This window comes from Streptomyces sp. NPDC047014, assembly GCF_040644195.1.
In the GTDB taxonomy this organism is placed as follows: domain Bacteria; phylum Actinomycetota; class Actinomycetes; order Streptomycetales; family Streptomycetaceae; genus Streptomyces.
In genome coordinates, this window is sequence record NZ_JBEYVX010000016.1 from 85,734 (window position 1) to 109,885 (window position 24,152).

Sequence of the window (24,152 nt, forward strand, 5' to 3'; positions counted from 1 at the left end):
CTCCGCCAATCGGTATCGACAGCAGGCCGGGCACCACACGACGAAGGGTGACAGGCATGCGGTACAAGGTCACGTTCGTGGTCGGACTGACCCTCGGGTACGTGCTCGGGAGCCGGGCCGGACGCGAGCGCTACGAGCAGCTGAGGAAGTCCGCGCGGCAGGTCGCGCAGAACCCGGCGGTGCGCAACGCGGCCGAGACGGCCGGCCGGACCGGACGCGAGTACGCAGGCAAGGCGTACGCCGTGGTGAGCGAGAAGGTCGGCGACGTCGTGCCGGAGTCGGTCGCCGGGCGGGTGCGCGGGCTGCGCGACCGGGCCGGGGCGGGCGCCGACGACGACTGGGGCACCAGCAACACCTGAGCCGGCACCTGAGCCAATAGCCGCGTACGAATGCGCGTCCCCCGGGGCCCCCGGAACCGATGAGGTTCCGGGGGCCCCGGGGCGGTCGCCACGGGGGCCACGTGCGGCACAATCTCCCGCATGGGGATAGTCGCCGGGCTGGACAGCTCTTCCACCTTCACTCGCATCGTCGTCTGTGACACCGAGACCGGCGCGGTGCTGCGCCAGGGGTACGCCCCGCATCCGCAGCCCGCGGGCGAACCCGACGGCGCGCATCCCCACGAGACCGACCCCCAGGCATGGCTGCTCTCGCTCGGCGAGGCCGCCGGGGGCGGGCTCCTCGAAGGGGTCCAGGCCATCGGCGTCTCCGCCCAGCAGCACGGCCTGCTGGCGCTGGACCCGCAGGGCGGGCTGGTACGGGCCGCCCTGGTCGGCAACGACAAGCGCGGGCAGGCCGCCGCCGCCGAGCTGACCGAGGCCCTGGGCGGCCGCCAGGCGTGGGCCGAGGCCGTGGGCACCGTCCCGCACGCGGCGCAGCCCCTGGCGAAGCTGGCCTGGCTGGCCCGGACCGAGCCCGAGGCGGCCCGCCGGGTGGCCGTGCTGATGTCCCCGCACGACTGGCTGGTCTGGCAGCTGCTGGGCCGCCCCGCCCGGCGGACCACCGACCGCGGTGGTGCTTCCGGTACGGGCTACTGGTCGGCCGCCACCGGCACCTGGCGGCCCGATCTGGTCGAGCTGGCGCTGGGCCACCGGGCGCTGCTGCCCGAGGTGCTGGGCCCCGCCGACGCGGCCGGGACCACCCCCGAGGGCCTGCTGATCTCCGCCGGGACCGGCGAGACCATGGCGGCGGCGCTCGGGCTGGGGCTCGGCCCCGGCGACGCCGTGGTCTCGCTCGGTGCCTCCGGTTCGGTGATGGCCGTGCACCACGAGGCCCTGTCGGAGCCCGGCGGGCTGATCACCTCGCTCGCCGACGCCAGCGGCATGCACCTGCCCGTGGTGAACACCTCCAACGCGGTACGGGCCCTGCGCGGCACCGCCGAACTGCTCGGCACCGATCTGGAGGGCCTGTCGGAGCTCGCGCTGAAGTCCACGCCGGGCGCGCACGGCCTCGTACTCCTGCCGTATCTGGAGGGTGAGCGGACCCCGAACCTGCCGCATGCCGCCGGGACCCTGTCCGGGCTGCGCCGGGACTCGATGAAGCCCGAGCACCTGGCCCGGGCCGCCTTCGAGGGCATGCTGTGCTCCCTGGTGGACGCCCTCGACGTGCTGCGTTCGCGCGGGGTGGAGATCCGCCGGGTGTTCCTGCTGGGCGCGGCGGCGGATCTGCCCGCGGTGCAGGCGGCGGCCCCCGGGCTGTTCGGGACGCAGGTCGTCGTCCCGGAGCCGGCGGACTACGCGGCGCTGGGCGCGGCGCGGCAGGCCGCCTGGGCCCTCGGTGTGGCGCAGGGCACACTCGCCCCGCACACCCCGCCGGTCTGGCCGGCCCCCGCGGCGCAGGTCTTCGAGCCGGACGAGGAGTTCGCGGCCTGGCGGGGAGTGCGCCAGCAGTACGTCGCGACGCGGGAGCAGATCCACCCCGGGGCGTTCTGAGCCCGGGGCCGCGGCGGGCGGCCGGAGGTCGTAGGCCACCGCCCCGGGGCCTACTCCTTTTGACCGGGCTTTGCGAAATCCGGTGGGGATCGCCGGTCCGATTGGCCGAAGATGGGTCGAACCCCTCGATCGTGCCGACCGGAGCCTGCGCGTGCTCATACGACTTCTGCGGACCCATCTGGGTCCGTACCGCAAACCCATCGGGGCGCTGGTCCTGCTGCAACTGCTGCAGACCAGCGCCAGCCTCTACCTGCCCACCCTCAACGCCGACATCATCGACAAGGGTGTCGTCAACGGGGACACCGGCTACATCCTGACCTTCGGCGCCCTGATGCTGGGCGTCTCCCTCGTCCAGCTCGTCTGCAACGTCGGGGCCGTCTACTACGGCGCCCGCACCGCCGCCGCCGTCGGCCGCGACCTGCGCGCCGCGGTCTTCGACCGGGTGCAGAGCTTCTCCTCGCGGGAGCTGGGCCATTTCGGCGCCCCGTCGCTGATCACCCGTACGACGAACGACGTCCAGCAGGTCCAGATGCTGGTGCTGATGACCTTCACGCTGATGGTCTCGGCGCCGATCATGTGCGTCGGCGGCATCGTGATGGCGCTGTCCGTGGACGTGCCGCTGTCCGGTGTGCTGCTGGCCGTGGTCCCGGTGCTCGGGATCTCCGTCGGCGCCATCGTCTTCCGTACGCGGCCGCTGTTCCGGCAGCTGCAGGAGCGGCTGGACACCGTGAACCGGGTGCTGCGCGAGCAGATCACCGGCAACCGCGTGATCCGCGCCTTCGTGCGCGACGACTACGAGAAGGACCGATTCCGCTCCGCCAACGCCGACCTCACCGGGGTCTCGCTGGCCTCGGGGCGGCTGCTCGCGCTGATGTTCCCGACCGTGATCCTGGTGGTGAACGTCTCCAGCGTGGCCGTGATCTGGTTCGGCGCGATGCGCGTCGACAGCGGCGGCATGGAGATCGGCCAGCTGACGGCCTTCCTCGCCTACCTGATGCAGATCGTCATGGCGGTCATGATGGCCACCTTCATGTTCATGATGGTGCCGCGCGCCGAGGTCTGCGCCGAGCGCATCCAGGAGGTCCTGGACACCGAGTCCAGCGTGGTCCCGCCGGCCGCGCCGGTGCGCGAGCTGAGCCGCCGAGGGCTGCTGGAGCTGCGCGCCGCCGACTTCCGCTACCCGGGCGCGGAGGCCCCCGTACTGCGGGGTGTGGACCTGGTGGCCCGGCCCGGTGAGACCACGGCGGTGATCGGCTCCACGGGCAGCGGGAAGTCCACGCTGCTGGGCCTGGTCCCGCGGCTGTTCGACGCCACCGGCGGTGAGGTGCTGGTCGACGGCGAGGACGTACGCGGTCTCGACCCGGAGCTGCTGGCCCGGACGGTCGGCATGGTGCCGCAGAAGCCCTACCTGTTCTCCGGGACCGTCGCCTCCAACCTGCGCTACGGCCGCCCGGACGCGAGCGACGAGGAGCTGTGGCAGGCCCTGGAGGTGGCGCAGGCGCGGGAGTTCGTCGCCGCGCTGGAGGGTGGCCTGGAGGCTCCTGTCACGCAGGGCGGAACCAATGTCTCCGGTGGCCAGCGCCAGCGTCTGGCCATCGCCCGGACCCTGGTGCAGCGCCCGGAGATCTACCTCTTCGACGACTCCTTCTCGGCCCTGGACTACGCGACGGACGCGGCCCTGCGCGCGGCGCTCGCCCGCGAGACCGAGGACGCGACGGTGGTCATCGTCGCCCAGCGGGTCGCGACGATCCGCGACGCCGACCGGATCATCGTGCTGGACGAGGGCCAGGTCGTGGGCGAGGGCCGCCATCACGAGCTGATGGCGGACAACGAGACCTACCGGGAGATCGTGCTCTCCCAGCTGACGGAGGCGGAGGCCGCATGAGCGGGCCCGGAGGACGGATGATGATGGGGCCGGCCCAGCGGTCCCTGGATTTCAAGGGATCGGGCAAGCGGCTGCTGGGCCAGCTCGCGCACGACCGGGCCAAGCTGTGGGGCATGGTGCTGGCGGTCGTCGGCAGCGTGGGCTGCGCGGTCGTCGGGCCGAAGATCCTCGGTGAGGCCACCGACCTGGTGTTCGCGGGGATCGTCGGCCGCGAGATGCCGGCGGGCCTGACCAAGCAGCAGGTCCTGGACGGGATGCGGGCGGACGGCCGCGGCGGCATGGCGGACATGCTCTCCGGCACCGACTTCACGCCCGGCCAGGGCATCGACTTCGGCGCCGTCGGGGCCGTGGCGGTGTGGGCGCTGGTGGTGTTCGTGCTGGCCGGGCTGCTGATGCTGGTCGCGACGCGGCTGTCGAACCACGTCATGAACGGCACCCTGTACCGGATGCGCGAGGAGCTCCAGGCGAAGCTGTCGCGGCTGCCGCTGTCGTACTTCGACCAGCAGAAGCGCGGCGAGGTGCTGAGCCGGGCCACGAACGACATCGACAACATCGGGCAGACGCTCCAGCAGACGATGGGGCAGCTGCTCAACTCGCTGCTGACGATCGTCGGCGTGCTCGCGATGATGTTCTGGATATCGCCGCTGCTGGCACTGGTGGCGCTGCTGACCGTGCCGCTGTCGGTGTTCGTCGCGGCGCGCATCGGCAAGAAGTCGCAGCCGCAGTTCGTGGCGCAGTGGAAGACGACCGGTGCGCTGAACGCGCACATCGAGGAGATGTACTCGGGGCACACCCTGGTGAAGGTCTTCGGCCGGCAGAAGGAGTCCGCGGCGGTCTTCGCCGAGCAGAACGAGGAGCTGTACCGGGCCTCGTTCAAGGCGCAGCTGGTCAGCGGGCTGATGCAGCCGGTGATGTTCTTCATCTCGAACATCAACTACGTGCTGATCGCGGTCGTCGGCGGGCTGCGGGTGGCCTCCGGCAGCCTGTCGATCGGTGATGTGCAGGCGTTCATCCAGTACTCGCGGCAGTTCTCGATGCCGCTGACGCAGGTCGCGTCGATGGCGAATCTGGTGCAGTCCGGTGTCGCCTCGGCGGAGCGGGTGTACGAGCTGCTGGACGCGCCGGAGCAGGAGCCGGACGCGGTGGTGCCGGAGCGTCCGGAGGAGGTGCGCGGGCGGGTCACCTTCGAGAAGGTGGCGTTCCGCTACGAGCCGGACCGGCCGCTCATCGAGAACCTGTCGCTGTCGGTCGAGCCCGGCCACACGGTCGCGATCGTCGGCCCGACGGGTGCCGGAAAGACCACGCTGGTCAACCTGCTGATGCGGTTCTACGAGGTCACGGGCGGGGAGATCGCCCTGGACGGGGTGGACATCGCGAAGATGACCCGCGAGGACCTGCGCGGCTCCATCGGCATGGTGCTCCAGGACACCTGGCTGTTCGGCGGCACCATCGCGGAGAACATCGCCTACGGTGCTTCGCGCGAGGTCACGCGCGCCGAGATCGAGGAGGCGGCGCGGGCGGCCCACGCCGACCGCTTCGTACGGACCCTGCCGGACGGCTACGACACCGTGCTGGACGACGAGGGCGCGGGGGTCAGCGCGGGCGAGAAGCAGCTGATCACGATCGCGCGGGCGTTCCTGTCGGACCCGGTGATCCTGGTGCTGGACGAGGCGACGAGCTCGGTGGACACCCGTACCGAGGTGCTGATCCAGAAGGCGATGGCGCGGCTGGCGCACGGGCGGACCTCGTTCGTGATCGCGCACCGGCTCTCCACGATCCGGGACGCGGACGTGATCCTGGTGATGGAGAGCGGCGCGATCGTGGAACAGGGCACGCACGAGGAGCTGCTGGCGGCCGGTGGCGCGTATGCGCGGCTGTATTCGGCGCAGTTCGCGCAGGCGGTCGCGGAAGTGGACTGACCCGGCGGGCGGTTCGGCGGGTGGGGGCGTCCTTCGGGGCGCCCCCTCTGTCGTCTCCTCCGTCGTCTCCTCAGTCCAGGTAGCCGCGCAGCTGGTCGGCGAAGGCGTGGTCGCGCAGCTTGTTGAGGGTCTTGGACTCGATCTGGCGGATCCGCTCGCGCGTCACGCCGAAGATCTGGCCGATCTCCTCCAGGGTGCGCGGGCGCCCGTCGGCGAGCCCGTACCGCAACTGCACCACCTTGCGCTCGCGTTCACCGAGGGTCGACAGGACCGCTTCCAGGTGCTCGCGCAGCAGGAAGAAGGCGGCGGACTCCACGGGGGAGGCGGCGTCCCCGTCCTCGATGAGGTCCCCGAGGGCGACGTCGTCCTCCTCGCCGACGGGGGCGTGCAGGGAGACCGGTTCCTGGGCGAGGCGCAGCACCTCCAGGACCCGTTCGGGGGTCAGTTCCAGGTGGACGGCGACCTCTTCGGCGGTGGGCTCGTAGCCGCGCTCCTGGAGCATGCGGCGCTGGACGCGGACCACGCGGTTGATGAGCTCGACCACGTGCACGGGGACGCGGATGGTGCGGGCCTGGTCCGCGAGGGCCCGGGACATCGCCTGGCGGATCCACCAGGTGGCGTAGGTGGAGAACTTGTAGCCGCGGGCGTAGTCGAACTTCTCGACGGCCCGGATGAGGCCGAGGTTCCCCTCCTGGACGAGGTCGAGCATGGTGAGCCCGCGGCCCACGTACCGCTTGGCGACGGAGACGACCAGCCGCAGGTTCGACTCGATGAGGCGGCGCTTGGCCATGCGGCCCATGACGACGAGCCGGTCGAGGTCGTGCGCGAGCTGAGTGTCCAGGTCGGGGGTGGTGCCGAGCTTCTCCTCGGCGAACAGGCCCGCTTCCACGCGCCGGGCGAGGTCGACCTCCTCGGCGGCGGTGAGCAGCGGGATCCTGCCTATCTCGCGGAGGTACTGCCGGAAGAGATCCGCGGAGGGTCCTGATCCGCTCCCGCTCCCGCTGTCGCCGTGGTCGCGACGGCTGCGCGCGGGCACCGGCTCGATGAGCTCCAGTACCTCGGGCTCTTCCTCCACGGCCTTGGCCTCCGAGGACTCGCTCTCGTTCACGGTCAGGGTCCGGGTCTGCACGGGGGCGACCTCCAGGGCTCCGAGGGCGGGGGCACCTCACTCAGTGTGGGGTACGACACATCGCGGCCACGAGGGGCGTGCGAGCACTTTCTGAGTCCGGCGCGTGACCGATGGTTACCCCTGGGCGGGAACCCCGATGCGGATCGGACGGATGTCCGAGAAGATCAGCTCCATGTCCGAGTACGAAACCCACGTGACCGTGCGCTGCGCGGACGCGGAGGAGCTGGCCCGGCTCGACGCCTGGGCCGGAGCGCGCGATCTGAAGGTCACCCACATCCTGCTGGCCCGGGGCCGGATGGTGTCCCAGCCGATGCTGACCCTGCGGGACCGCACGGGGCACGAGCGGCTGGTGCCGCGGCTGCGGGAGGCGGGCTTCGAGCCGGTGCGGGTGAAGGTGGAGACGGTCCCCTGGACCACGGACCGCCCGGGGCCGGGCGGCGGCTACTTCGAGCACCGCGGAGCGCCCACTGGTTGACGGGCGCCCCGGCGCGTTTCTCCGTGGTCGCGCCATCCGCGGCGGCCCGGGGATGCGTCCCGCGCTGCGGGGCGTCGTAGGGGCCGTGCGTGGTGGTGAGCGGGTTGGAGGTGCGCGTGCGCGCCGCGGTCCGTGACCGGTTGCGCCCCTCGTGCTTCTGCCTCAGAGCGGCCGGCGGTGAGGGCGGGGACCGCCCGGCCCGGTCGCCCGCGCGTCAGTCCGACAGGGCCAGGGCGTGGTGGATGCCCTGCTCCTTCGGGCCGAGGAAGCGGGGGGCGGGCTGGAGGGTCGCGTCCAGGGCCGCCTTGCCCGCGGCGAAGAACTCGCGGGTCTGGCCGTAGTACCAGGTGGCGTCGTGGACGTCGGCCACGCCGACGCCGTACGTGTCCAGGCCCGCCGCCTGGCAGAGGGCGACGGCCCTGCGTATGTGGAAGCCCTGGGTGACCAGGACCGCCCGCTCCACCCCGAAGATCTCCCGGGCCCGTACGCAGGAGTCCCAGGTGTCGAAGCCCGCGTAGTCGCTGACGATCCGCGTGTCCGGGACGCCGTGCTCCGTCAGGTACCGGCGCATCGCGTCGGGCTCGTCGTACTCCTCGCGGCTGTTGTCCCCGGTGACCAGCACCACCCGGACCTTGCCGGTCCGGTACAGCTCCGCCGCCGCGTCCAGCCGGTCGGCGAGATAGGGCGTGGGTCTCCCCCGCCACAGCCCGGCCCCGAAGACCACGGCCACGTCCGCCGCGGGGGCGTCCGCGGTGGTGCGCAGCCGGTCCGCGGCCGTCGCGTGCGTCCACGCCGAGGGCAGCAGCGCCAGCACGCAGCCCGCCATGACGGACTGCACCAGCAGCCGCCGGCCCCGCACACCCCGCGGCCACCGCAGGCCCCGCACCGCCGCTGCCACCGCTCCCGTCCCCGCTCCCGCCCAGCCCTTGATCCCCATGGCCCCGCTCCCCTCACCCGCATCGATCGCGCGCCTCGCGCACACCGCTCGCACACATTGACGATCACCGCCGGTCCCCGAGTTCCGCCGACGCCCCCTTTCACTCGCACGAGTGAGCGAGCCCGCGCGTGAGCACGCGGCAAAGACCCGTCACGCCCCCGCAACGCACCGGCAATCTGCGGCCCGCAGGATCGGTTCATGACGGAGCCGGTGCACCCTCCCGACAGTCTCAGCCCCTCCCTCCTCGCCCTCCCCTTCGACAGCGCCGCCGAGCTGCTCACCCGGATCACCGCCCAACTCGGCACCCAGCTCGGCGGACTGCGCCCGCCCCGCACCCGCGCCCACGGAGACCGCCCATGCAGCAGCCCCCGCAGCAGCCCGCCCTCGTCGCCGTGGCCCACGGCAGCCGCGACCCCCGCGCCCGGCACACCGCCCTCGCCCTCCTCGACCGCGTCCGCGAGCTCCGCCCGCGCCTCGACGTCCGGCTCGGCCACATCGAGCTGAACGCGCCGCTGCTCGACGACACCCTGGGCGCCACCTCCGGCGCGGCCGTGCTCGTCCCGCTGCTGCTCGGACGGGGCCACCACGTCAAGCGCGACCTGCCCGCGGCCGCCGCCCGGGCCGCCCACCTGCGCGTCCGGGTCGCCGCCCCGCTCGGCCCGCACCCGCTGCTCGTCGAGGCCCTGTACGAGCGGCTGCTGGAGGCCGGCTGGACCCCCGGCACCGCGATCGTGCTCGCCGCCGCAGGCTCCCGCGACCCCGACTCCGCCGCCGACACCCGCCGCACGGCCCGGCTGCTCTCCGAGCGCCTCGACGGGGTGCCCGTCGTCCCCGCCTACGCCTCCGCCGCCGCGCCGACCGTGCCCGAGGCCCTGCGGGCCCTGGCCGCGCGCGGCCACCACCACGCGGCCGTGGCCTCGTACTTCGCCGCCCCCGGCCGGTTCGCCGCGCAGAGCGCCGCCGCGGCCCCCTCCCTCGCGGCCGCGCCGCTGGGCGACCACCCCGCGCTGGCCCGGCTGCTGCTGCACCGCTACGACGAGGCCCTGGCCCGCCCCACCGCCCTCGCGCGGCCGGAACTCGTCTCCGCCTGATCCCGGTTTGTCAGTCCTTCCGGTTACCGTCATGTCATGGAAGGCACCGCGCACGCCCCCGCAGACCACCCCGCCCCCGGCAGCTACGCCGAGGGCGACACCGAACGCTGGGCCGCCGAGCCCGACAAACGCCCGGGGCGCACGGCCTTCCAGCGCGACCGCGCGCGCGTCCTGCATTCCGCCGCCCTGCGCCGGCTCGCCGGGAAGACCCAGGTGGTCACCCCCGGCACGCGTTCCTACGACTGGGACGCCAGCCCCCGTACCCGGCTCACGCACTCCCTGGAGTGCGCCCAGGTCGGCCGGGAGCTGGGCGCGGCGCTCGGCTGCGACCCGGATCTCGTGGAGGCCGCCTGCCTCTCGCACGACATGGGACACCCGCCTTTCGGCCACAACGGCGAGGAGGCGCTGAACGAATTCGCCAAGGACTGCGGTGGTTTCGAGGGCAACGCCCAGTCGCTGCGCCTGCTGACCCGCCTGGAGCCCAAGCGCTTCGTGCCCGGCCCGTCCGGCGGCCCGCCCGTCAGCGTCGGCCTGAATCTCACCCGGGCCTGCCTGGACGCCGCCACCAAGTACCCCTGGGCGCGCGGCGACCACCCCACCGACCCCGATTCGGTGAAGTTCGGGGCGTACGAGGACGACCTGCCGGTCTTCGAGTGGCTGCGCCTCGGCGCGCCCGCCGACCGCAAGTGCTTCGAGGCGCAGGTCATGGACTGGGCGGACGATGTCGCGTACTCCGTGCACGACTTCGAGGACGGCCTGCACGCCGGCCATCTCGACCCGAACCTGCTCTTCGCCGAGCCCGAGCGCGCCGCCATCTGGAACGTGGCCATCGGCCGTTACGTCCCGGCCGACACCTCGCCCGAGGAGCTGCGGGCCGCCCTGGACCGGCTGATGGAGCAAGAGTGGTGGCCGCACGGGTACGACGGCTCGGCCGTCGCCCAGGCCCGGCTCAAGGACGCGACGAGCCAGCTGATCGGCCGGTTCTGCCTGGCCGCGGAGGGCGCCACCCGCAACGCGTACGGTTCGGGCCGGCTGACCCGCTACGGCGCGGAGCTGGTGGTTCCGCGCGAGGCGCGCAACGAGTGCGCGGTGCTCAAGGCGGTGGCCGACCTGTACGTGATGCAGCGCGACGAGCAGGAGCGCCTGCGCGCCGACCAGCGCGTCGTCCTGGCCGAACTGGCGGAGGCGCTGAGCGCCCGCGCCCCCGAGGGGCTGGACCCGCAGTTCCGCGCCATCTTCGACGCGGCGCCGGACGACCGGGCCAGGAAACGGGCGGTCATCGACCAGATCGCGTGCCTGACCGACGCGTCGGCGCGCTCCCTGCACGCCCGTCTCACCCGGCGCACCCGACGCGCCGAAGGGTGAGCCGATCGCGCCACTCCCCCTTCACGCGGCAGGCTCGGTGCGGGACGCTCGCATGTGCTCGCATGTGGCGGAGAGGTTATGAGGAGGCATCAGGTGGTCGACGCACACCAGACGTTCGTCATCGTCGGCGCAGGGCTCGCCGGAGCCAAGGCGGCTGAGGCGCTGAGGTCCGAGGGGTTCACGGGGCGGGTGATCCTGATCGGCGACGAACGCGACCACCCGTACGAACGCCCTCCGCTCTCCAAGGGGTACCTGACGGGCAAGGAGGAGCGGGAGAGCGTCTTCGTCCACGAGCCGTCCTGGTACGCGGCCTCCGACATCGAGCTGCACCTCGGCCAGCCCGCGGTCCACCTCGACCGCGACGCCAAGCGCGTGGTCCTCGGGGACGGCACGGCCCTGCACTACGACAAGCTGCTGCTGGCCACCGGTGCCGAGCCGCGCCGCCTGGACATCCCCGGCACCGGTCTGGCCGGGGTCCACCACCTGCGGCGCCTCGCGCACGCCGAGCGGCTGCGGCAGGTGCTGTCCGGGCTGGGCCGGGACAACGGCCACCTGCTGATCGCGGGGGCCGGCTGGATCGGCCTGGAGGTGGCCGCCGCGGCCCGCGGCTACGGCGCCGAGGTGACCGTCGTCGAACCGGAGGCCACCGCGCTGCACTCCGTGCTCGGCCCCGAGATCGGCCGGCTCTTCGGCGACCTGCACGCCGACCACGGCGTCCGCTTCCACTTCGGCGCCCGGCTGACCGAGATCGTCGGGCAGGACGGCATGGTGCTGGCCGCCCGTACCGACGACGGCGAGGAGCACCCCGCGCACGCGGTGCTCGCCGCGATCGGCGCGGCCCCGCGCACCGCTCTGGCCGAGACCTCCGGCCTGGCCCTCGTGGACCGGGAGCACGGCGGCGGGATCGCCGTGGACGAGTCGCTGCGCACCTCCGACCCCGACGTCTACGCGGTCGGGGACGTGGCCGCCGCCCACCATCCGGTGCTCGGGACCCGGCTGCGGGTCGAGCACTGGGCGAACGCGCTGAACGGCGGCCCGGCCGCCGCGCGGGCCATGCTGGGGCGGCCGGTGGTCTACGACCGGGTGCCGTACTTCTTCTCCGACCAGTACGACGTGGGTCTGGAGTACTCCGGCTACGCCCCGCCCGGCGGCTACGACCAGGTGCTGATCCGCGGCGACGCCGGCAAGCGGGAGTTCATCGCCTTCTGGCTCTCGGAGGGCCGGGTGCTCGCCGGAATGAACGTGAATGTGTGGGATGTGACCGAGCACATCCAGGCCCTGATCAGGTCGAAGGCGCCCGTGGACCGCGAGGCCCTGGCGGACCCGTCGGTTCCGCTCGCCTCGCTGGTCCCGGCGGAGGGTGCCTGACGGATTCGCCCCCGCCCGGCCGTAGACTTCACGGGTGGCAGGACGGATCAACGACGACGACGTGAAGGCGGTACGGGACGCGGTCCCGATCGACGCCGTGGTCTCCGACTACCTCCAGCTGCGCAACGCGGGCGGCGGCAACCTCAAGGGCCTGTGCCCCTTCCACGACGAGAAGTCCCCCTCCTTCCAGGTCAGCCCCAGCAAGGGGCTCTACCACTGCTTCGGCTGCCAGGCGGGCGGGGACACCCTCGACTTCGTCATGAAGATCGACCACCTCTCCTTCTCGGAGGCGGTCGAGCGCCTGGCCGGCCTGGCCGGCATCACCCTGCGGTACGAGGAGGGCGGCTACACCGCCGGTACGAGCGGCCGCGGTGAGCGCATCCGGCTGGTCGAGGCGCACCGGGCGGCCGCCCAGTTCTACATCGACCAGCTGGACGGCCCCGAGGCGGAGATCGGCCGCAAGTTCCTCGCGGAGCGCGGCTTCGACCAGGCCGCCGCGGCCCACTTCGGGGTCGGCTACAGCCCGGCCGGATGGGACCACCTGACCCGCTTCCTGCGCGGCAAGGGCTTCACCGACAAGGAGCTGATCACCTCCGGGCTCGCCCAGGACAGCCGCAGCGGGAAGCCGATCGACCGCTTCCGCGGCCGGCTGATGTGGCCGATCCGCGACACCAGCGGCGAGGTGGTCGGCTTCGGCGCGCGCAAGCTGCGCGAGGACGACAACGGCCCCAAGTACCTGAACACCCCCGAGACGGCGATCTACAAGAAGTCGCAGGTGCTGTACGGCATCGACCTGGCCAAGAAGGAGATCGCCAAGACCTCCCGGGCCGTGGTCGTCGAGGGCTACACCGATGTCATGGCCTGCCACCTGGCCGGGGTCACCACCGCCATCGCGACCTGCGGCACCGCCTTCGGCGGGGACCACATCAAGATCCTGCGCCGGCTGCTGATGGACAACGCCACCGCCGAGGTGATCTTCACCTTCGACGGGGACGCGGCCGGCCAGAAGGCGGCCCTGCGGGCCTTCGAGGACGACCAGAAGTTCGCCGCCGAGACCTCGATCACCATCGCGCCGAACGGCATGGACCCCTGCGACCTGCGGCTCGCCGAGGGCGACGCGGCCGTGCTCAACCTGGTGGAGGCCCGTACCCCGCTGTTCGAGTTCGCGCTGCGGCACATCGTCTCCCGGCACAACCTGGAGAACCCGGCCGGCCGGGCGGCCGCGCTGGCCGAGGCCGCGCCGGTGGTCGCGAGCATCAAGGACCTCTCCATCCAGCACGAGTCGGCGGTGCAGCTGGCGGGCATGCTCGGCATCCTCGACGAGCCCTTCGTGGTCAAGCGGGTGGCGCAGCTGGCGCGCTGGGCGCGCGAGCGCGGCAACCAGCCGCAGCAGCAGGGCCGGGGCCGCCCCCAGCCGCCCCCCGCCCCGACACCCCCGCCGGTCGGCGGCGGCCCCGCGCTGAACCTGCGCAGCCCCGCCCACCGCACCGAGCGCGAACTGCTCAAGCTCGCCCTCCAGCGCCCCGCGCTGGTCTCCCCCGCCTTCGACGCGTACGGGGTGGACGAGTTCACCGCCCCGCCCTACGCCGCCGTCCGCCAGGCCATCCAGGACGCGGGCGGCGCCGCGCAGGCCGACGAGGGCTATCTGGCCCGGGTGCGCGAGGCCGCGCCCAACGACACCGTGCGCGCGATGGTCACGGAGCTGGCGGTGGAGGCCATCCACGCCAAGACGGTGGACGAGATCTACGCGGGCGTCCAGCTCGTCCAGGTCCGGCTGCGCGCCGTCGACCGCCGGGTCCTGGAGGTCCAGGGGACCATGACCCGACTGGGCCCGCAGGCCCCGCCGGAGCAGCACGCGGCGGTGCAGGAGGAGCTGTGGGTCCTCCAGCAGTACGGCCAGCGGCTGCGCAACCGGGGCGCCGAGGGCCTGTAGGAAGCCTCCGTCAGCCGGCCCGGCTCTCAGGCGGGGCCGCCCGGCCGAGCCAGTCGCCGCCGGGTATCTCCGTACCGCTCTCCCGCAGGTCGCGGGCGATCAGCGGGGCGGCCAGGTAGACCCAGGCGCGGACCTCGGTGCCGTCGGGGCGCAGGGCCGGGCGGGCGAGGCGGTCGTAGACGTTCCCGGGGCGGCCGGGGCCCTCGTACTCCTCCAGCCGGTCCAGCCCGGCCAGCAGCTCCCGGTACGCCTCCGGCACCGCCGTGACCAGCTCCCCGACGACCGTGCCGCCGGGGCGGTGGACGGCGAAGGGGTAGCCGGGGCCGTCGTAGAGGACCGCGTCCGGGAGGGTCGCGGGCTCCTCGGCGAGGGTGCGGCCGCGCAGGAACAGCGCGTGGTTGGGCTCGCCCGGGCGCAGGGTCCCGTAGACGAAGAACGGAAGCGGAGCGGCGGCCTCCAGCGGCCGGCCGACCGGCTGTTCGAGCGATGTCACGGGGCCCCTCCCTCGGGTGGCGCGCGGCGGTGCGCCGGCCGGTCCGGACCTCCCGGGCCGGGCCGCGCCCCACCACCGTACGCACCGCTCCCGCGCCGCCCTCCGGGGCCCGTGCGCAGCGGCTGGATCACCCGGACGGCCCGGCCGCCCCGGATGGCCGCACCACCCCGCCGACCTGCGCGAACAGGTTCCGCCGAAGCAAGCGGGCGAGTACCTGACGGGGCATCAGCAGGCGGGCCGCGGGCGGGCCGGGTTTGCTCGGAGCCACGACCCCGTGCCTCCAGGGAGATTCCCATGCGCCGACGTACCGCCCACGCGCTGACCGCGGCCGCGCTGACCGCCGCCGCGTTCACCGTCCCGGTCGCGGGCGCCGTGGCGGCCGGGCACCTGGGCGTACCGTCCTTCGCCCCCGGGGACTTCTCCGCGCTGGAGGTGTGGCCGAGGTCCGCCGCCCCCGGCGCGACCGTCACCGTGAACACCACCGCGTGCGGCACCGGCGGCCACGCCGACGGAGACGGCACGACGGTCGGCGGCGGCCGGTTCAAGCTGGTGCCGGGCACCCACAAGGAGGTGGTCGTGGGGCAGTTCCAGGTGGCCCGCGCCACCCGGCCCGGGACCTACGCCATCGGCGCCACCTGCGCGAACGGCAAGTTCGCCACCGGCGACCTGGTGGTCACCGAACGCGGCCCGCAGGGCCACGTCAACACCGGGGTGGGCGGTGGTACGACCACCACCGCCGACCCCGCCAGGTTCGCGGCGGGAGCGGCCCTCCTGGCCGTGACCGCCGTCGGCGGTACCTGGCTCCTGCGTCGCCGGGCGAGCGGCACGCGGAGCTGACGGACGCCCACCGCGGCTCCGGCCGCGGTCCGACCGGTACCGTCCCCCGTCGCCCGCCCCGCGAGGTCCCCCCGTTCGCGGGGCCGGGCGACGGCCAGTCACCCCGAACGGCCAGTCGAGGGGGTACGCATGGGCCGCGCCTTCACTCCGACCGCCCGGCACGGCGGGCTCGTCGCCCTCGCCGCCTGCGTCGGCATCTGGCTCGTGACCAGCGGCTCCCGTGAGCCGGCCGGGCCGCCGCTGCCCTCCCCCGCCGAGGCCCTGACCGCCGCCGGCACCCTCGGCCCCGCCATCGCGCCCCTGCCCGGGTCCCCGCCCGCCCGGATCCGGATCCCCTCCATCCGGGTCGACGCCCCGCTGATCGGGCTGGGCCTGGAGCGCGGCGGCCACCTCCAGGTGCCCCCGCCGAACCGGCGCGACCTGGCCGGCTGGTACCGCGAGGGCACCACGCCCGGCGCCACCGGGACCGCCGTCGTCGCGGGGCACGTGGACGACGCGGTCGGGCCGGGGGTGTTCTACCACCTGGGCGCGCTGCGCCGGGGCGCGACGGTCGAGATCCCGCGCGCGGACGGGCGTACCGCGGTGTTCACGGTGCACGCCGTCGAGGTGCTCGACGCCAAGGGCTTCCCCGACAGCCGGGTGTACGGGCCCTCGCGGCGGGCCGAGCTCCGGGTGATCACCTGCGGCGGCGGCTTCTCGCCGCGCACGGGCTACCGGGGCAATGTGGTGGTCTTCGCGCACCTGACCGGGACGTACTGAGCCGCGGTGGCGCGCGGTCCGGTCAGCCCCACTGCTCGAAGCCGAGCTTGATCACCAGCGCGCTCACCACGGTCAGCAGCACGGCGCGGACGAAGCCGCTCCCCTTCTTGAGCGCCATCCGGGCACCGATCATGCCGCCGGCCAGGTTGAACACCGCCATCAGGGCGGCCAGCTGCCACAGCACCATGCCCTGGTAGGCGAACATCGCGAGCGCGCCCGCGTTGGTGCAGCAGTTGACGATCTTGGCGGTCGCGGAGGCGGTGACCAGGTCCAGGTGGAGCAGGGCGGTGAGCGCGAGCACCAGGAAGGTGCCGGTGCCCGGCCCGATGAGGCCGTCGTAGAAGCCGATGCCGAGACCGGCGAGCCCGATGGTGAGCAGCACCCGCTTCCGGCTGACCGGCGAGGTGGCGGGGGCGGTGCCGAAGCCCGGCCGGAAGATCACGAATCCGGCGACGAGGACGAGTACCACCATGATCATCGGGCGGAGGGCGTCCTTGCTGATGCCGCCCGCGAGCGCGGCGCCGCCCATGGATCCGGCGAGGGCGGCCAGGCCGATGCGGACGGCCAGCTTCACATTCACCGGCGCCTTGCGGACGTACGTCACGGCCGCACCGGCGGTGCCGACGATGGCCACGGCCTTGTTGGTGCCGAGGACGGTGGCGGGATGGGCGTTCGGCAGACCCAGCAGCAGGGCGGGCAGGAGCAGCAGGCCGCCGCCGCCCACCACCGCGTCGATCCACCCGGCGGCCGCGGCCGCCACGCACAGCACGATGATCATGGTCGTTGATATGTCAGGCACGTCATGACCCTATGGAGCTGACGCGTGCAGTGGACATCAATCTCCGGAAAGTTGCGCAAAGGTTGAGCTTTCCCCGGACGCCACCCGGTCGGGAGCCACCGGAGCCGCCGGTTCCACCACCGCCGTCAGCCCGCTCGCGAGCAGCACACTGGCCGCCCCCAGCCCCGCCGCGAGCCGCACGGGCGGGGGTACGAGGGCCAGCGCGGCCAGGGCGGTCCGTACGGGCGAGGGCCCGCGCGGCTTGCGGTGCCGGGCGGCCGGCACGGGCACGGCTGCCGCTCCCACGGCGGCGGACACCGGAATGGGCACGGCGACGTGCAGGGGGTGACGCATGGGGGCGGTGACTCCTCAGGGGACGAAAGGGGGGAAGGGGGAAGGGCCGAAAGGGGGAAGGGGGGGAAGGGGAAGGCCGGGCGCGGGCCTGTCAGAAGCTGAAGCACTCCGCGTGGATCCGGCCGGCCGGCACCCCCGCGCACAGCAGCGCGGCCCGGGTCGCCTCGGCCATCCCCGGCGGCCCGCACAGGTACACGTCGTGCTCCGCCAGGTCCGGCACCAGCGCGGCCAGCGCCTGCGGGGCCAGCGGATCGCCCCAGCCCGGCACCGGGAGCCGCCCGGCGGTACCGCCCGAGGGCCCGAGCAGATAGTGCAGCGCGGCCTGCCGCCCGGCGGCGATGGCCTCCAGCTCGGCCCGCAGCACCAGCTGCTCCTCGGCTCCGGCCCGGTAGAGCAGGGTGAGGTCCCCCGGCCCGCCCGGCAGGGTCTCGAACAGGGCGCGCATCGGGGTGATGCCGACCCCGCCCGCGATCAGCAGCACCTTGGGCCGCGTCCGGCGGGCCGCGGTCAGCGCGCCGAAGGGCCCGGTGGCCAGCACCCGGGTGCCGGGGCGCAGCCGGCGGATCCGGCGGGAGTGCCCGCCGAGCCCCTTCACGGTGATGCGCAGGGTGTCCGCGTGGACGGGCGCGGACAGCGAGAACGGCAGGGCGGTGGACCACAGCCCGCGCTGGAGGAAGCGCCAGCGCAGGAACTGGCCGGGCTCCGCGCGCAGCTCCGCCAGCCGCTCCCCGCGGACCACGACGGAGACCACCCCGGGCCCCTCGGAGCGGACCTCGGCCACGCGCAGCGCGTGCCGCAGGGCCTGCCGTACGGGGACCACGGCCCGGTACCAGACCAGCAGGACGGCAACCACGGCATGGGCCAGCGCCCAGAACCAGGCCACGGCGGTGAGGTCCGGCCCGGCCAGCTGGTGCCCGAAGCCGAGGGCGGCGGCCAGATAGACGAGGAGGTGCACCCCGCGCCAGGTTTCGTGCGAGACCCGGCGGCGTACCGCGCGGGCGGAGGTCGCGCCCACCACGGCCAGCAGGGCGGTACCGGCCGCGGCGGCGGCTATCGCCGGGTAGCCGAGCAGGTCCCGGACGGCGCGGATCAGGTCGACCCCCTCGTGCACGGCGTAGCCGAGGAGGGCGAACAGGCCGTGCCCCAGGCAGAGGAGCAGCACATGGCGGCCGCCGAGCGCGTGCCAGCGGGCCAGCCGGTCGGCGCCGACCCCGTGCTCCAGGGCGGGTACCCGGGCCATCAGGAACAGCAGCACGAGGACCCCGTACCCGGCGAGCAGACCCGTCAGGTGCGCGGCGGTCGCGAACAGCGCGTCGGGCCGGGCGGAGGGCCGCACCTGCACCGCCCAGAGCAGGGCCACCACCCCCGCCCCGCCCAGAATCCCGCCCCTGACCAGCGCCGCCGCATCTCGCATGCGAGCACGCTAAGGGCCCGGCGGGCGCCGCCGAGGGTCTTTAAGGCCGCCTTGAGGGACGCCTCACCGACCCTTAAACCGGGCGCTGAGGCGGGCGTTCCGTCCGGGTAACAGGAGCGATGCGGAGGGGAAACAGCGGGCCCGCACCCTCGTGGCATGACCTGTCGTCCTGGCCCGCACCTGCCGGAAGGCCGTCCTCCGTGACGGCCGGACCGTCGGCGGGGTGCTGTTCGGGCGGGCTCTCCACCGTGGGCGCCCTCGCCCGCGCCCGGGAGGGCGGGGAGCCCCCGCACGACCTGTTCCACCTGCTCACCGACGACGGAGGCCACTGACATGACCGAGCCCTCGCCCGCCATCGTGCTCATCGGGCACGGCATGGTCGGCCAGCGCTACCTCGAAGCACTCGCCGAGCGCGGGGCCACCGCCACGCACCGGATCACCGTGCTCTGCGAGGAGCCCCGGCCCGCCTACGACCGCGTGCACCTGACCTCGTACTTCTCCGGCAGCACCGCCGAGGACCTGTCCCTGACGCCCGCCGGGTTCATGGAGCGCAACGGCATCTCCCTGCACCTGGACGACCCCGCCGAGCACATCGACCGGGCCGCCCGCACCGTCACCTCCCGCTCGGGCCGGGTCTTCCCGTACGACGTGCTGGTCCTGGCCACCGGCAGCTATCCCTTCGTGCCGCCCGTGCCCGGCAAGGACGCGCCCGGCTGCTTCGTCTACCGCACCATCGAGGACCTGCTCGCGATCGAGGAGTACGCGAAGGGCAGGACCGCGGGCGCGGTCGTCGGCGGCGGGCTCCTCGGGCTGGAGGCGGCGGGCGCCCTCCAGGGGCTCGGACTGGCCACCCGCGTCGTCGAGTTCGCCCCGCGGCTGATGCCCGTACAGGTCGACGAGGGCGGAGGCGCCGCCCTGCTGCGCACCATCGAGTCCATGGGCCTGACCGTCCACACCGGCGTGGGCACCCAGGAGGTGGTCACCGGCGAGGACGGCCGGGTCAGCGGAATGCGGCTCTCCGACGGCTCCGTCGTCGACACCGAGCTCGTCGTCTTCTCCGCCGGCGTCCGCCCCCGCGACCAGCTGGCCCGCGCGGCGGGACTGGAGGTCGGGGAGCGCGGCGGCATCGCCGTCGATGCCCGCTGCCGCACCTCCGACCCGTACGTCTACGCCGTCGGGGAGTGCGCCCTCGCCGTCGACGGCCGCGTCTACGGACTGGTCGCGCCCGGCTACGAGATGGCGGAGACGGCCGCCGAGGACCTGCTGGGCCGGGAGAAGGAGTTCACCGGAGCCGACCTCTCCACCAAGCTGAAGCTGCTCGGCGTGGACGTGGCCTCCTTCGGGGACGCCCACGGCAGGGCCCCCGGCAGCCTGGACGTCGTCTGGTCCGACTCCCGTACCGGCGTCTACAAGAAGCTGGTGGTCTCCCCCGACGGGGTCCTGCTCGGCGGGGTCCTCGTCGGGGACGCCGACGCCTACGGCCTGCTGCGCCCGCTCACCGGCAGCGTCCCGCCCGTCGCGCCCGAGCAGCTGGTGCTGCCCGCGGGCGTGGGCGCGCCCGTCGCGCTCGGGCCGTCCGCCCTCCCCGACGACGCGGTGATCTGCTCCTGCCACAACGTCACCAAGAAGGCCATCACCGCCTGCTCCACCCTGCCCGAGGTCAAGAAGTGCACCAAGGCGGGCACCGGCTGCGGCAGCTGCGTCAAGGTGATCGGGCAGCTGCTGCCGGCCCCCGCCGAGAAGGGGCTGTGCGGCTGCTTCCCGCACACCCGGGCCGAGCTGTACGAGATCGTCCGCACCCGCCGGCTCACCTCCTACGAGCAGGTCCTCGACGGCCACGGCCGCCCGGAGGCCCGCGGCGGAGACGGCTGCGAGGTCTGCAAGCCCGCCGTCGGCTCGGTCATCGCCTCGCTCGCGGCCACCCTCGGGGCCAGCGGCTATGTGCTGGACGGGGAGCAGGCCGCCCTCCAGGACACGAACGACCACTTCCTCGCCAACCTGCAGCGCAACGGCTCCTATTCGGTGGTCCCGCGCATCCCCGGCGGGGAGATCACCCCCGACAAGCTGATCGTGATCGGCGAGGTGGCCCGGGACTTCGGCCTCTACACGAAGATCACCGGCGGTCAGCGGATCGACCTGTTCGGCGCGAGCGTGGACCAGCTCCCGCGGATCTGGGCACGCCTGGTCGACGCCGGCTTCGAATCCGGGCACGCCTACGGCAAGGCCCTGCGCACGGTGAAGTCCTGCGTGGGGCAGACCTGGTGCCGCTACGGGGTCCAGGACAGCGTGCGGATGGCCATCGACCTGGAGCTGCGCTACCGGGGACTGCGCGCCCCGCACAAGCTCAAGTCGGCGGTGTCGGGCTGCGCCCGCGAATGCGCGGAGGCACAGAGCAAGGACTTCGGGGTGATCGCCACGGCGAGCGGCTGGAACCTCTACGTGGGCGGCAACGGCGGCGCCACTCCCCGCCACGCCGACCTGCTCGCCCAGGACCTCTCGGACGCGGAACTGGTCCGGCTGATCGACCGCTTCCTGATGTTCTACATCCGCACCGCCGACCGGCTGGAGCGGACCTCCACCTGGCTGGAGCGGCTGGAGGGCGGCCTGGACCACCTGCGGGACGTGGTCGTCCACGACTCGCTGGGGCTGTGCGCGGAGCTGGAGTCCCTGATGGCCGACCACGTGGCGCACTACCGCGACGAATGGGCCGAGACCCTCCAGGACCCGGAGCGGCTGAGCCGGTTCGTGTCCTTCGTGAACGCGCCGGGCGCCCCCGACCCGACGGTGAAGTTCGTCCCCGAGCGCGACCAGGTCAAGCCCGACCTGGCCGTCCTGACCATTGGAGGTGCCGTCCGATGACCGTGGAACTGCAGGTGGCGCAGGGCTGGCTGACGGTGTGCGAGCTGTCCGCGCTGACCCCGGGGCGCGGGGTGGCGGCCCTGCTGCCCGACGGGAGCCAGGCCGCGGTGTTCGTCGACCGCGCGGGGCGCCCGTACGCCATCGGCAACCAGGATCCCTTCACCGGGGCGCACGTGCTCTCGCGCGGGCTGGTGGGGACGGTGGCGGGGCGGCCCTTCGTGGCCTCGCCGCTGCTCAAGCAGCGCTTCGACCTGGAGTCGGGGCGCTGCCTGGACGACGAGGAGGTGGCGGTCCGGACCTATCCGGTGCGGACCTGTCCGGTGCGGATCCATCCGGTACGGACCGCCGCGGCCTCCTGACCGGCGGCGGCGGTCAGTCCTGCGACTGGACCACGGCCGGGTCCATCCACATGATCTCCCAGGTGTGGCCGTCGAGGTCGTCGAAGGCGCGGCCGTACATGAAGCCGTGGTCCTGGGCCGGGCGGGGCTCGGTGGCCCCGGCCGCCACGGCGCCGTCCACCAGCTCGTCGACGGCTTCGCGGCCCGGGGCGCTCAGACACAGCAGCACCTCGGAGGTCTTCGTGGCGTCCGCGATCTCCTTGTGGGTGAAGTCCTTGTAGCGGGCCTCGGTCAGGAGCATGGCGACGATGGTGTCGCTGATGACCATCGAGGCGCAGTTCTCGTCGCTGAACTGGGCGTTGAAGCTGTAGCCCAGCTTGCTCCAGAAGCTCTTGCTGGCCTCCAGGTCCTTGACCGGCAGGTTGACGAAGATCATCGTGGCGGACATCGGGGTCCCTCATCTCTCGTGTGCGGTGCTCGCTGCTCCGTGCTGTTCGAGGGGTAGACCGCGGCCCCCCGCAGAACTCATCGCTCCGCCAGAAAGTTTTTCCGAGGTTTCCGCAGGGCCAGGGAAGCCGCAGGTCAGGACGGCGAGCCGGGCGCGGGGGCGGTGGCCGGCCCGCGGGCGGACCCGGCTGTTTCCGGTCGAAACCCCGCCAGCCGAGACAGGCCGAAAATGACCTCCCGGCGGGCCGGTGCCGCCTGCCGGACCCCCCGGGCCCGGTCACGGTCGGCAACGGCGGCCGGGCGGGTTTCACCGTACGCACGGACCGCCCGGGGAATCGGCCGGAACGGCGGGAACTGTTGCCGTACGGAACTGGCCGGAGCGGGCGCCGGGAACGCCCGCGCGGCCTTCCGGAAAACGCTCCCCGGAACGGCTAATCGCCGCCGCCGCATTGAACCCCGGCCGGTCGCCCGGGCGTAATGAGGAATTGGCGCCGCGGCCACGGGCGCCTCCTAGGTTCCTCGACGCGTGCGACCCCGCGTCCGACCGGCCGCGGGGCCTTCCTCCCACTGGAGTGACCGTGGAACGTCGTACCTTCCTGCGCGGCGCGGTGATCGGTTCGTCGGCGGCCGCCTTCGGCGGCACCCTGATGCGCGGGGCGGCCTACGCGGCCCCCGCCCAGCCCGGCGCCGGCCCGTACGGGGCGCTCGGCGCGGCCGACGCGAACGGGATCATGCTCCCGGGCGGCTTCACCAGCAGGGTGATCGCCCGCTCGGGCCAGACCGTCGGCGGTACCTCGTACACCTGGCACAGCGCCCCCGACGGCGGCGCCTGCTTCGCCGACGGCTCGGGCTGGATCTACGTGTCGAACTCGGAGATCAACCCCTCGGGCGGCGCGAGCGCGGTGCGGTTCAACTCCTCCGGCACCGTCACCGGCGCCTACCGGATCCTCTCCGGCACCCGGCAGAACTGCGCGGGCGGCCGGACCCCGTGGAACACCTGGCTGTCCTGCGAGGAGGTGGACCGCGGCTTCGTCTACGAGACCGACCCCTTCGGGGTGAACGCCGCCGTGCAGCGCCCGGCGATGGGCCGCTTCAAGCACGAGGCGGCCGCGGCCGACCCGGTGCGCAAGGTCGTCTACCTGACCGAGGACGAGACCAGCGGCTGCTTCTACCGCTTCGTCCCGTCCACCTGGGGGAACCTCTCCGCAGGCACCCTCCAGGTCCTCAAGGCCGGAACGGGCACCTCCGGCTCCTTCACCTGGGCCACCGTCCCGGACCCGGACGGCTCGCCCACCGTCACCCGCAGCCAGGTCTCCGGCGCGAAGAAGTTCAACGGCGGCGAGGGCTGCCACTACGCCAACGACACCGTCTGGTTCACCACCAAGGGCGACAACCGGGTCTGGCAGCTCAACCTCGCGAACAACACGTACGAGCTGGCCTACGACGACTCGCTCGTCCCCGGCGGCGCGGCCCCGCTGACCGGCGTCGACAATGTCACGGGCTCCTCCTACGGCGACCTGTACGTCGCGGAGGACGGCGGCAGCATGGAGATCTGCGTGATCACCCCGGACGACGTGGTGGCCCCCTTCCTGCGGATCACCGGCCAGTCCTCCTCGGAGATCACGGGCCCGGCCTTCTCCCCGGCGGGCAACCGCCTGTACTTCTCCAGCCAGCGCGGTACGAGCGGCAGCTCGTCCGGCGGCATCACGTACGAGGTGACGGGCCCCTTCCGCGTCTGACACCGCCGGCGCCGAATCCAGCCCCGCCGGCCCCGAATCCGGCCCGGGGCGGCGCCGAATGCAGCCCCGCCGGCGTTTGAGGCGCGGGGGTCCGGGGGCAGCGC

Annotated in this window: 21 protein-coding genes and 1 pseudogene; 15 read left to right on the forward strand and 7 right to left on the reverse strand. The window is 73.5% G+C overall.

Annotated elements, in window-relative coordinates:
- Positions 1-56 precede the first annotated feature (56 nt).
- The 4 genes from ABZ873_RS12985 to ABZ873_RS13000 all read left to right on the forward strand — a co-directional run bounded on the left by ABZ873_RS12985 (position 57) and on the right by ABZ873_RS13000 (position 5,732).
- A complete protein-coding gene (locus tag ABZ873_RS12985) occupies positions 57-359 on the forward strand; it encodes a YtxH domain-containing protein (RefSeq protein ID WP_360869559.1) in 303 nt (100 codons plus the stop codon).
- A 120-nt stretch (positions 360-479) separates the two neighbouring features.
- Entirely contained in the window at positions 480-1,928 is a 1,449-nt protein-coding gene (locus ABZ873_RS12990) for an FGGY family carbohydrate kinase (protein WP_360869561.1), read from the forward strand.
- Positions 1,929-2,079: 151 nt separating this feature from the next.
- Positions 2,080-3,813, forward strand: coding sequence for an ABC transporter ATP-binding protein (locus ABZ873_RS12995; RefSeq protein WP_360869564.1), 1,734 nt, complete (start codon positions 2,080-2,082; stop codon positions 3,811-3,813).
- Complete coding sequence (locus ABZ873_RS13000; protein ID WP_360869567.1) at positions 3,810-5,732, forward strand: ABC transporter ATP-binding protein; 1,923 nt, start codon at positions 3,810-3,812, stop codon at positions 5,730-5,732. The genes ABZ873_RS12995 and ABZ873_RS13000 overlap by 4 nt, the downstream gene beginning before the upstream one ends.
- Positions 5,733-5,802: 70 nt before the next feature.
- Here ABZ873_RS13000 and ABZ873_RS13005 read toward each other — a convergent pair whose 3' ends face one another.
- Positions 5,803-6,861, reverse strand: coding sequence for an RNA polymerase sigma factor (locus ABZ873_RS13005; RefSeq protein WP_360869570.1), 1,059 nt, complete (start codon positions 6,859-6,861; stop codon positions 5,803-5,805).
- Between the two features lie 172 nt (positions 6,862-7,033).
- On the opposite strand from ABZ873_RS13005, the gene ABZ873_RS13010 reads away from it, so the two are divergent.
- Entirely contained in the window at positions 7,034-7,336 is a 303-nt protein-coding gene (locus ABZ873_RS13010) for a hypothetical protein (RefSeq protein WP_360869573.1), read from the forward strand.
- Between the two features lie 214 nt (positions 7,337-7,550).
- Here ABZ873_RS13010 and ABZ873_RS13015 read toward each other — a convergent pair whose 3' ends face one another.
- Positions 7,551-8,162 (reverse strand): ElyC/SanA/YdcF family protein, encoded by a 612-nt coding sequence (locus ABZ873_RS13015; RefSeq protein WP_360869643.1) that lies wholly within the window; start codon positions 8,160-8,162, stop codon positions 7,551-7,553.
- A gap of 309 nt (positions 8,163-8,471) precedes the next feature.
- Between ABZ873_RS13015 and ABZ873_RS13020 the strand changes: the two are divergent.
- The 4 genes and pseudogenes from ABZ873_RS13020 (at position 8,472) to dnaG (ending at position 14,030) form a co-directional block, all read left to right on the forward strand.
- Positions 8,472-9,364, forward strand: a pseudogene (locus ABZ873_RS13020) (sirohydrochlorin chelatase).
- A 36-nt stretch (positions 9,365-9,400) separates the two neighbouring features.
- Positions 9,401-10,729, forward strand: coding sequence for a deoxyguanosinetriphosphate triphosphohydrolase (locus ABZ873_RS13025; RefSeq protein ID WP_360869576.1), 1,329 nt, complete (start codon positions 9,401-9,403; stop codon positions 10,727-10,729).
- A gap of 93 nt (positions 10,730-10,822) precedes the next feature.
- On the forward strand, positions 10,823-12,097 hold the full coding sequence (locus tag ABZ873_RS13030; protein WP_360869579.1) for an FAD-dependent oxidoreductase: 1,275 nt from the start codon (positions 10,823-10,825) through the stop codon (positions 12,095-12,097).
- Between the two features lie 34 nt (positions 12,098-12,131).
- Positions 12,132-14,030: a DNA primase gene (gene dnaG, locus ABZ873_RS13035; RefSeq protein ID WP_360869582.1), complete on the forward strand. Its 1,899-nt coding sequence runs from the start codon at positions 12,132-12,134 to the stop codon at positions 14,028-14,030.
- 10 nt (positions 14,031-14,040) lie between these two features.
- Here dnaG and ABZ873_RS13040 read toward each other — a convergent pair whose 3' ends face one another.
- Positions 14,041-14,523: a gamma-glutamylcyclotransferase family protein gene (locus ABZ873_RS13040; RefSeq protein ID WP_360869585.1), complete on the reverse strand. Its 483-nt coding sequence runs from the start codon at positions 14,521-14,523 to the stop codon at positions 14,041-14,043.
- 294 nt (positions 14,524-14,817) lie between these two features.
- On the opposite strand from ABZ873_RS13040, the gene ABZ873_RS13045 reads away from it, so the two are divergent.
- Complete coding sequence (locus ABZ873_RS13045) at positions 14,818-15,360, forward strand: hypothetical protein (protein WP_360869588.1); 543 nt, start codon at positions 14,818-14,820, stop codon at positions 15,358-15,360.
- 129 nt (positions 15,361-15,489) lie between these two features.
- Positions 15,490-16,119, forward strand: a complete 630-nt coding sequence (locus tag ABZ873_RS13050; protein ID WP_360869591.1) for a class F sortase — start codon at positions 15,490-15,492, stop codon at positions 16,117-16,119.
- 22 nt (positions 16,120-16,141) lie between these two features.
- Here the strand turns inward: ABZ873_RS13050 and ABZ873_RS13055 are convergent, their stop codons facing one another.
- The 3 genes from ABZ873_RS13055 to ABZ873_RS13065 all read right to left on the reverse strand — a co-directional run bounded on the left by ABZ873_RS13055 (position 16,142) and on the right by ABZ873_RS13065 (position 18,665).
- Positions 16,142-16,918 carry a TSUP family transporter gene (locus ABZ873_RS13055; RefSeq protein WP_360869595.1) on the reverse strand — a complete coding sequence of 259 codons (777 nt, stop codon included), beginning with the start codon at positions 16,916-16,918 and terminating at the stop codon, positions 16,142-16,144.
- A gap of 36 nt (positions 16,919-16,954) precedes the next feature.
- The gene (locus ABZ873_RS13060; protein WP_360869598.1) at positions 16,955-17,251 is read right to left on the reverse strand and encodes a hypothetical protein; all 297 of its coding nucleotides are present in this window, start codon (positions 17,249-17,251) and stop codon (positions 16,955-16,957) included.
- Between the two features lie 91 nt (positions 17,252-17,342).
- Complete coding sequence (locus tag ABZ873_RS13065; RefSeq protein ID WP_360869601.1) at positions 17,343-18,665, reverse strand: ferredoxin reductase family protein; 1,323 nt, start codon at positions 18,663-18,665, stop codon at positions 17,343-17,345.
- Positions 18,666-18,865: 200 nt separating this feature from the next.
- Here ABZ873_RS13065 and ABZ873_RS13070 point away from each other — a divergent pair, with 200 nt between their 5' ends.
- From ABZ873_RS13070 to nirD, 3 genes are read left to right on the forward strand one after another with little or no spacing between them, the layout of a single operon-like run.
- A complete protein-coding gene (locus ABZ873_RS13070; RefSeq protein ID WP_360869603.1) occupies positions 18,866-18,997 on the forward strand; it encodes a hypothetical protein in 132 nt (43 codons plus the stop codon).
- A gap of 1 nt (position 18,998) precedes the next feature.
- A complete protein-coding gene (gene nirB, locus ABZ873_RS13075; protein ID WP_360869606.1) occupies positions 18,999-21,524 on the forward strand; it encodes a nitrite reductase large subunit NirB in 2,526 nt (841 codons plus the stop codon).
- Positions 21,521-21,883: a nitrite reductase small subunit NirD gene (nirD, locus tag ABZ873_RS13080; RefSeq protein WP_360869609.1), complete on the forward strand. Its 363-nt coding sequence runs from the start codon at positions 21,521-21,523 to the stop codon at positions 21,881-21,883. The genes nirB and nirD overlap by 4 nt, the downstream gene beginning before the upstream one ends.
- 13 nt (positions 21,884-21,896) lie before the next feature.
- Here nirD and ABZ873_RS13085 read toward each other — a convergent pair whose 3' ends face one another.
- A complete protein-coding gene (locus ABZ873_RS13085) occupies positions 21,897-22,310 on the reverse strand; it encodes a VOC family protein (protein ID WP_360869612.1) in 414 nt (137 codons plus the stop codon).
- Between the two features lie 577 nt (positions 22,311-22,887).
- On the opposite strand from ABZ873_RS13085, the gene ABZ873_RS13090 reads away from it, so the two are divergent.
- On the forward strand, positions 22,888-24,048 hold the full coding sequence (locus tag ABZ873_RS13090) for an alkaline phosphatase PhoX (RefSeq protein WP_360869615.1): 1,161 nt from the start codon (positions 22,888-22,890) through the stop codon (positions 24,046-24,048).
- Positions 24,049-24,152: the final 104 nt, after the last annotated feature.

Excerpts from the sequence above, each read along its gene's own strand:
- ABZ873_RS13085 (WP_360869612.1), bottom strand. The coding sequence starts at position 22,310 with ATGTCCGCCACGATGATCTTCGTCAACCTGCCGGTCAAGGACCTGGAG.
- ABZ873_RS13065 (WP_360869601.1), bottom strand. The coding sequence starts at position 18,665 with ATGCGAGATGCGGCGGCGCTGGTCAGGGGCGGGATTCTGGGCGGGGCG.
- ABZ873_RS13060 (WP_360869598.1), bottom strand. The coding sequence starts at position 17,251 with ATGCGTCACCCCCTGCACGTCGCCGTGCCCATTCCGGTGTCCGCCGCC.
- ABZ873_RS13045 (WP_360869588.1), top strand. The coding sequence starts at position 14,818 with ATGCGCCGACGTACCGCCCACGCGCTGACCGCGGCCGCGCTGACCGCC.
- ABZ873_RS12985 (WP_360869559.1), top strand. The coding sequence starts at position 57 with ATGCGGTACAAGGTCACGTTCGTGGTCGGACTGACCCTCGGGTACGTG.
- nirD (WP_360869609.1), top strand. The coding sequence starts at position 21,521 with ATGACCGTGGAACTGCAGGTGGCGCAGGGCTGGCTGACGGTGTGCGAG.
- nirB (WP_360869606.1), top strand. The coding sequence starts at position 18,999 with ATGACCGAGCCCTCGCCCGCCATCGTGCTCATCGGGCACGGCATGGTC.
- ABZ873_RS13015 (WP_360869643.1), bottom strand. The coding sequence starts at position 8,162 with ATGGCGGGCTGCGTGCTGGCGCTGCTGCCCTCGGCGTGGACGCACGCG.
- ABZ873_RS13010 (WP_360869573.1), top strand. The coding sequence starts at position 7,034 with ATGTCCGAGTACGAAACCCACGTGACCGTGCGCTGCGCGGACGCGGAG.
- ABZ873_RS13000 (WP_360869567.1), top strand. The coding sequence starts at position 3,810 with ATGAGCGGGCCCGGAGGACGGATGATGATGGGGCCGGCCCAGCGGTCC.
- ABZ873_RS13025 (WP_360869576.1), top strand. The coding sequence starts at position 9,401 with ATGGAAGGCACCGCGCACGCCCCCGCAGACCACCCCGCCCCCGGCAGC.
- ABZ873_RS13050 (WP_360869591.1), top strand. The coding sequence starts at position 15,490 with ATGGGCCGCGCCTTCACTCCGACCGCCCGGCACGGCGGGCTCGTCGCC.
- ABZ873_RS12990 (WP_360869561.1), top strand. The coding sequence starts at position 480 with ATGGGGATAGTCGCCGGGCTGGACAGCTCTTCCACCTTCACTCGCATC.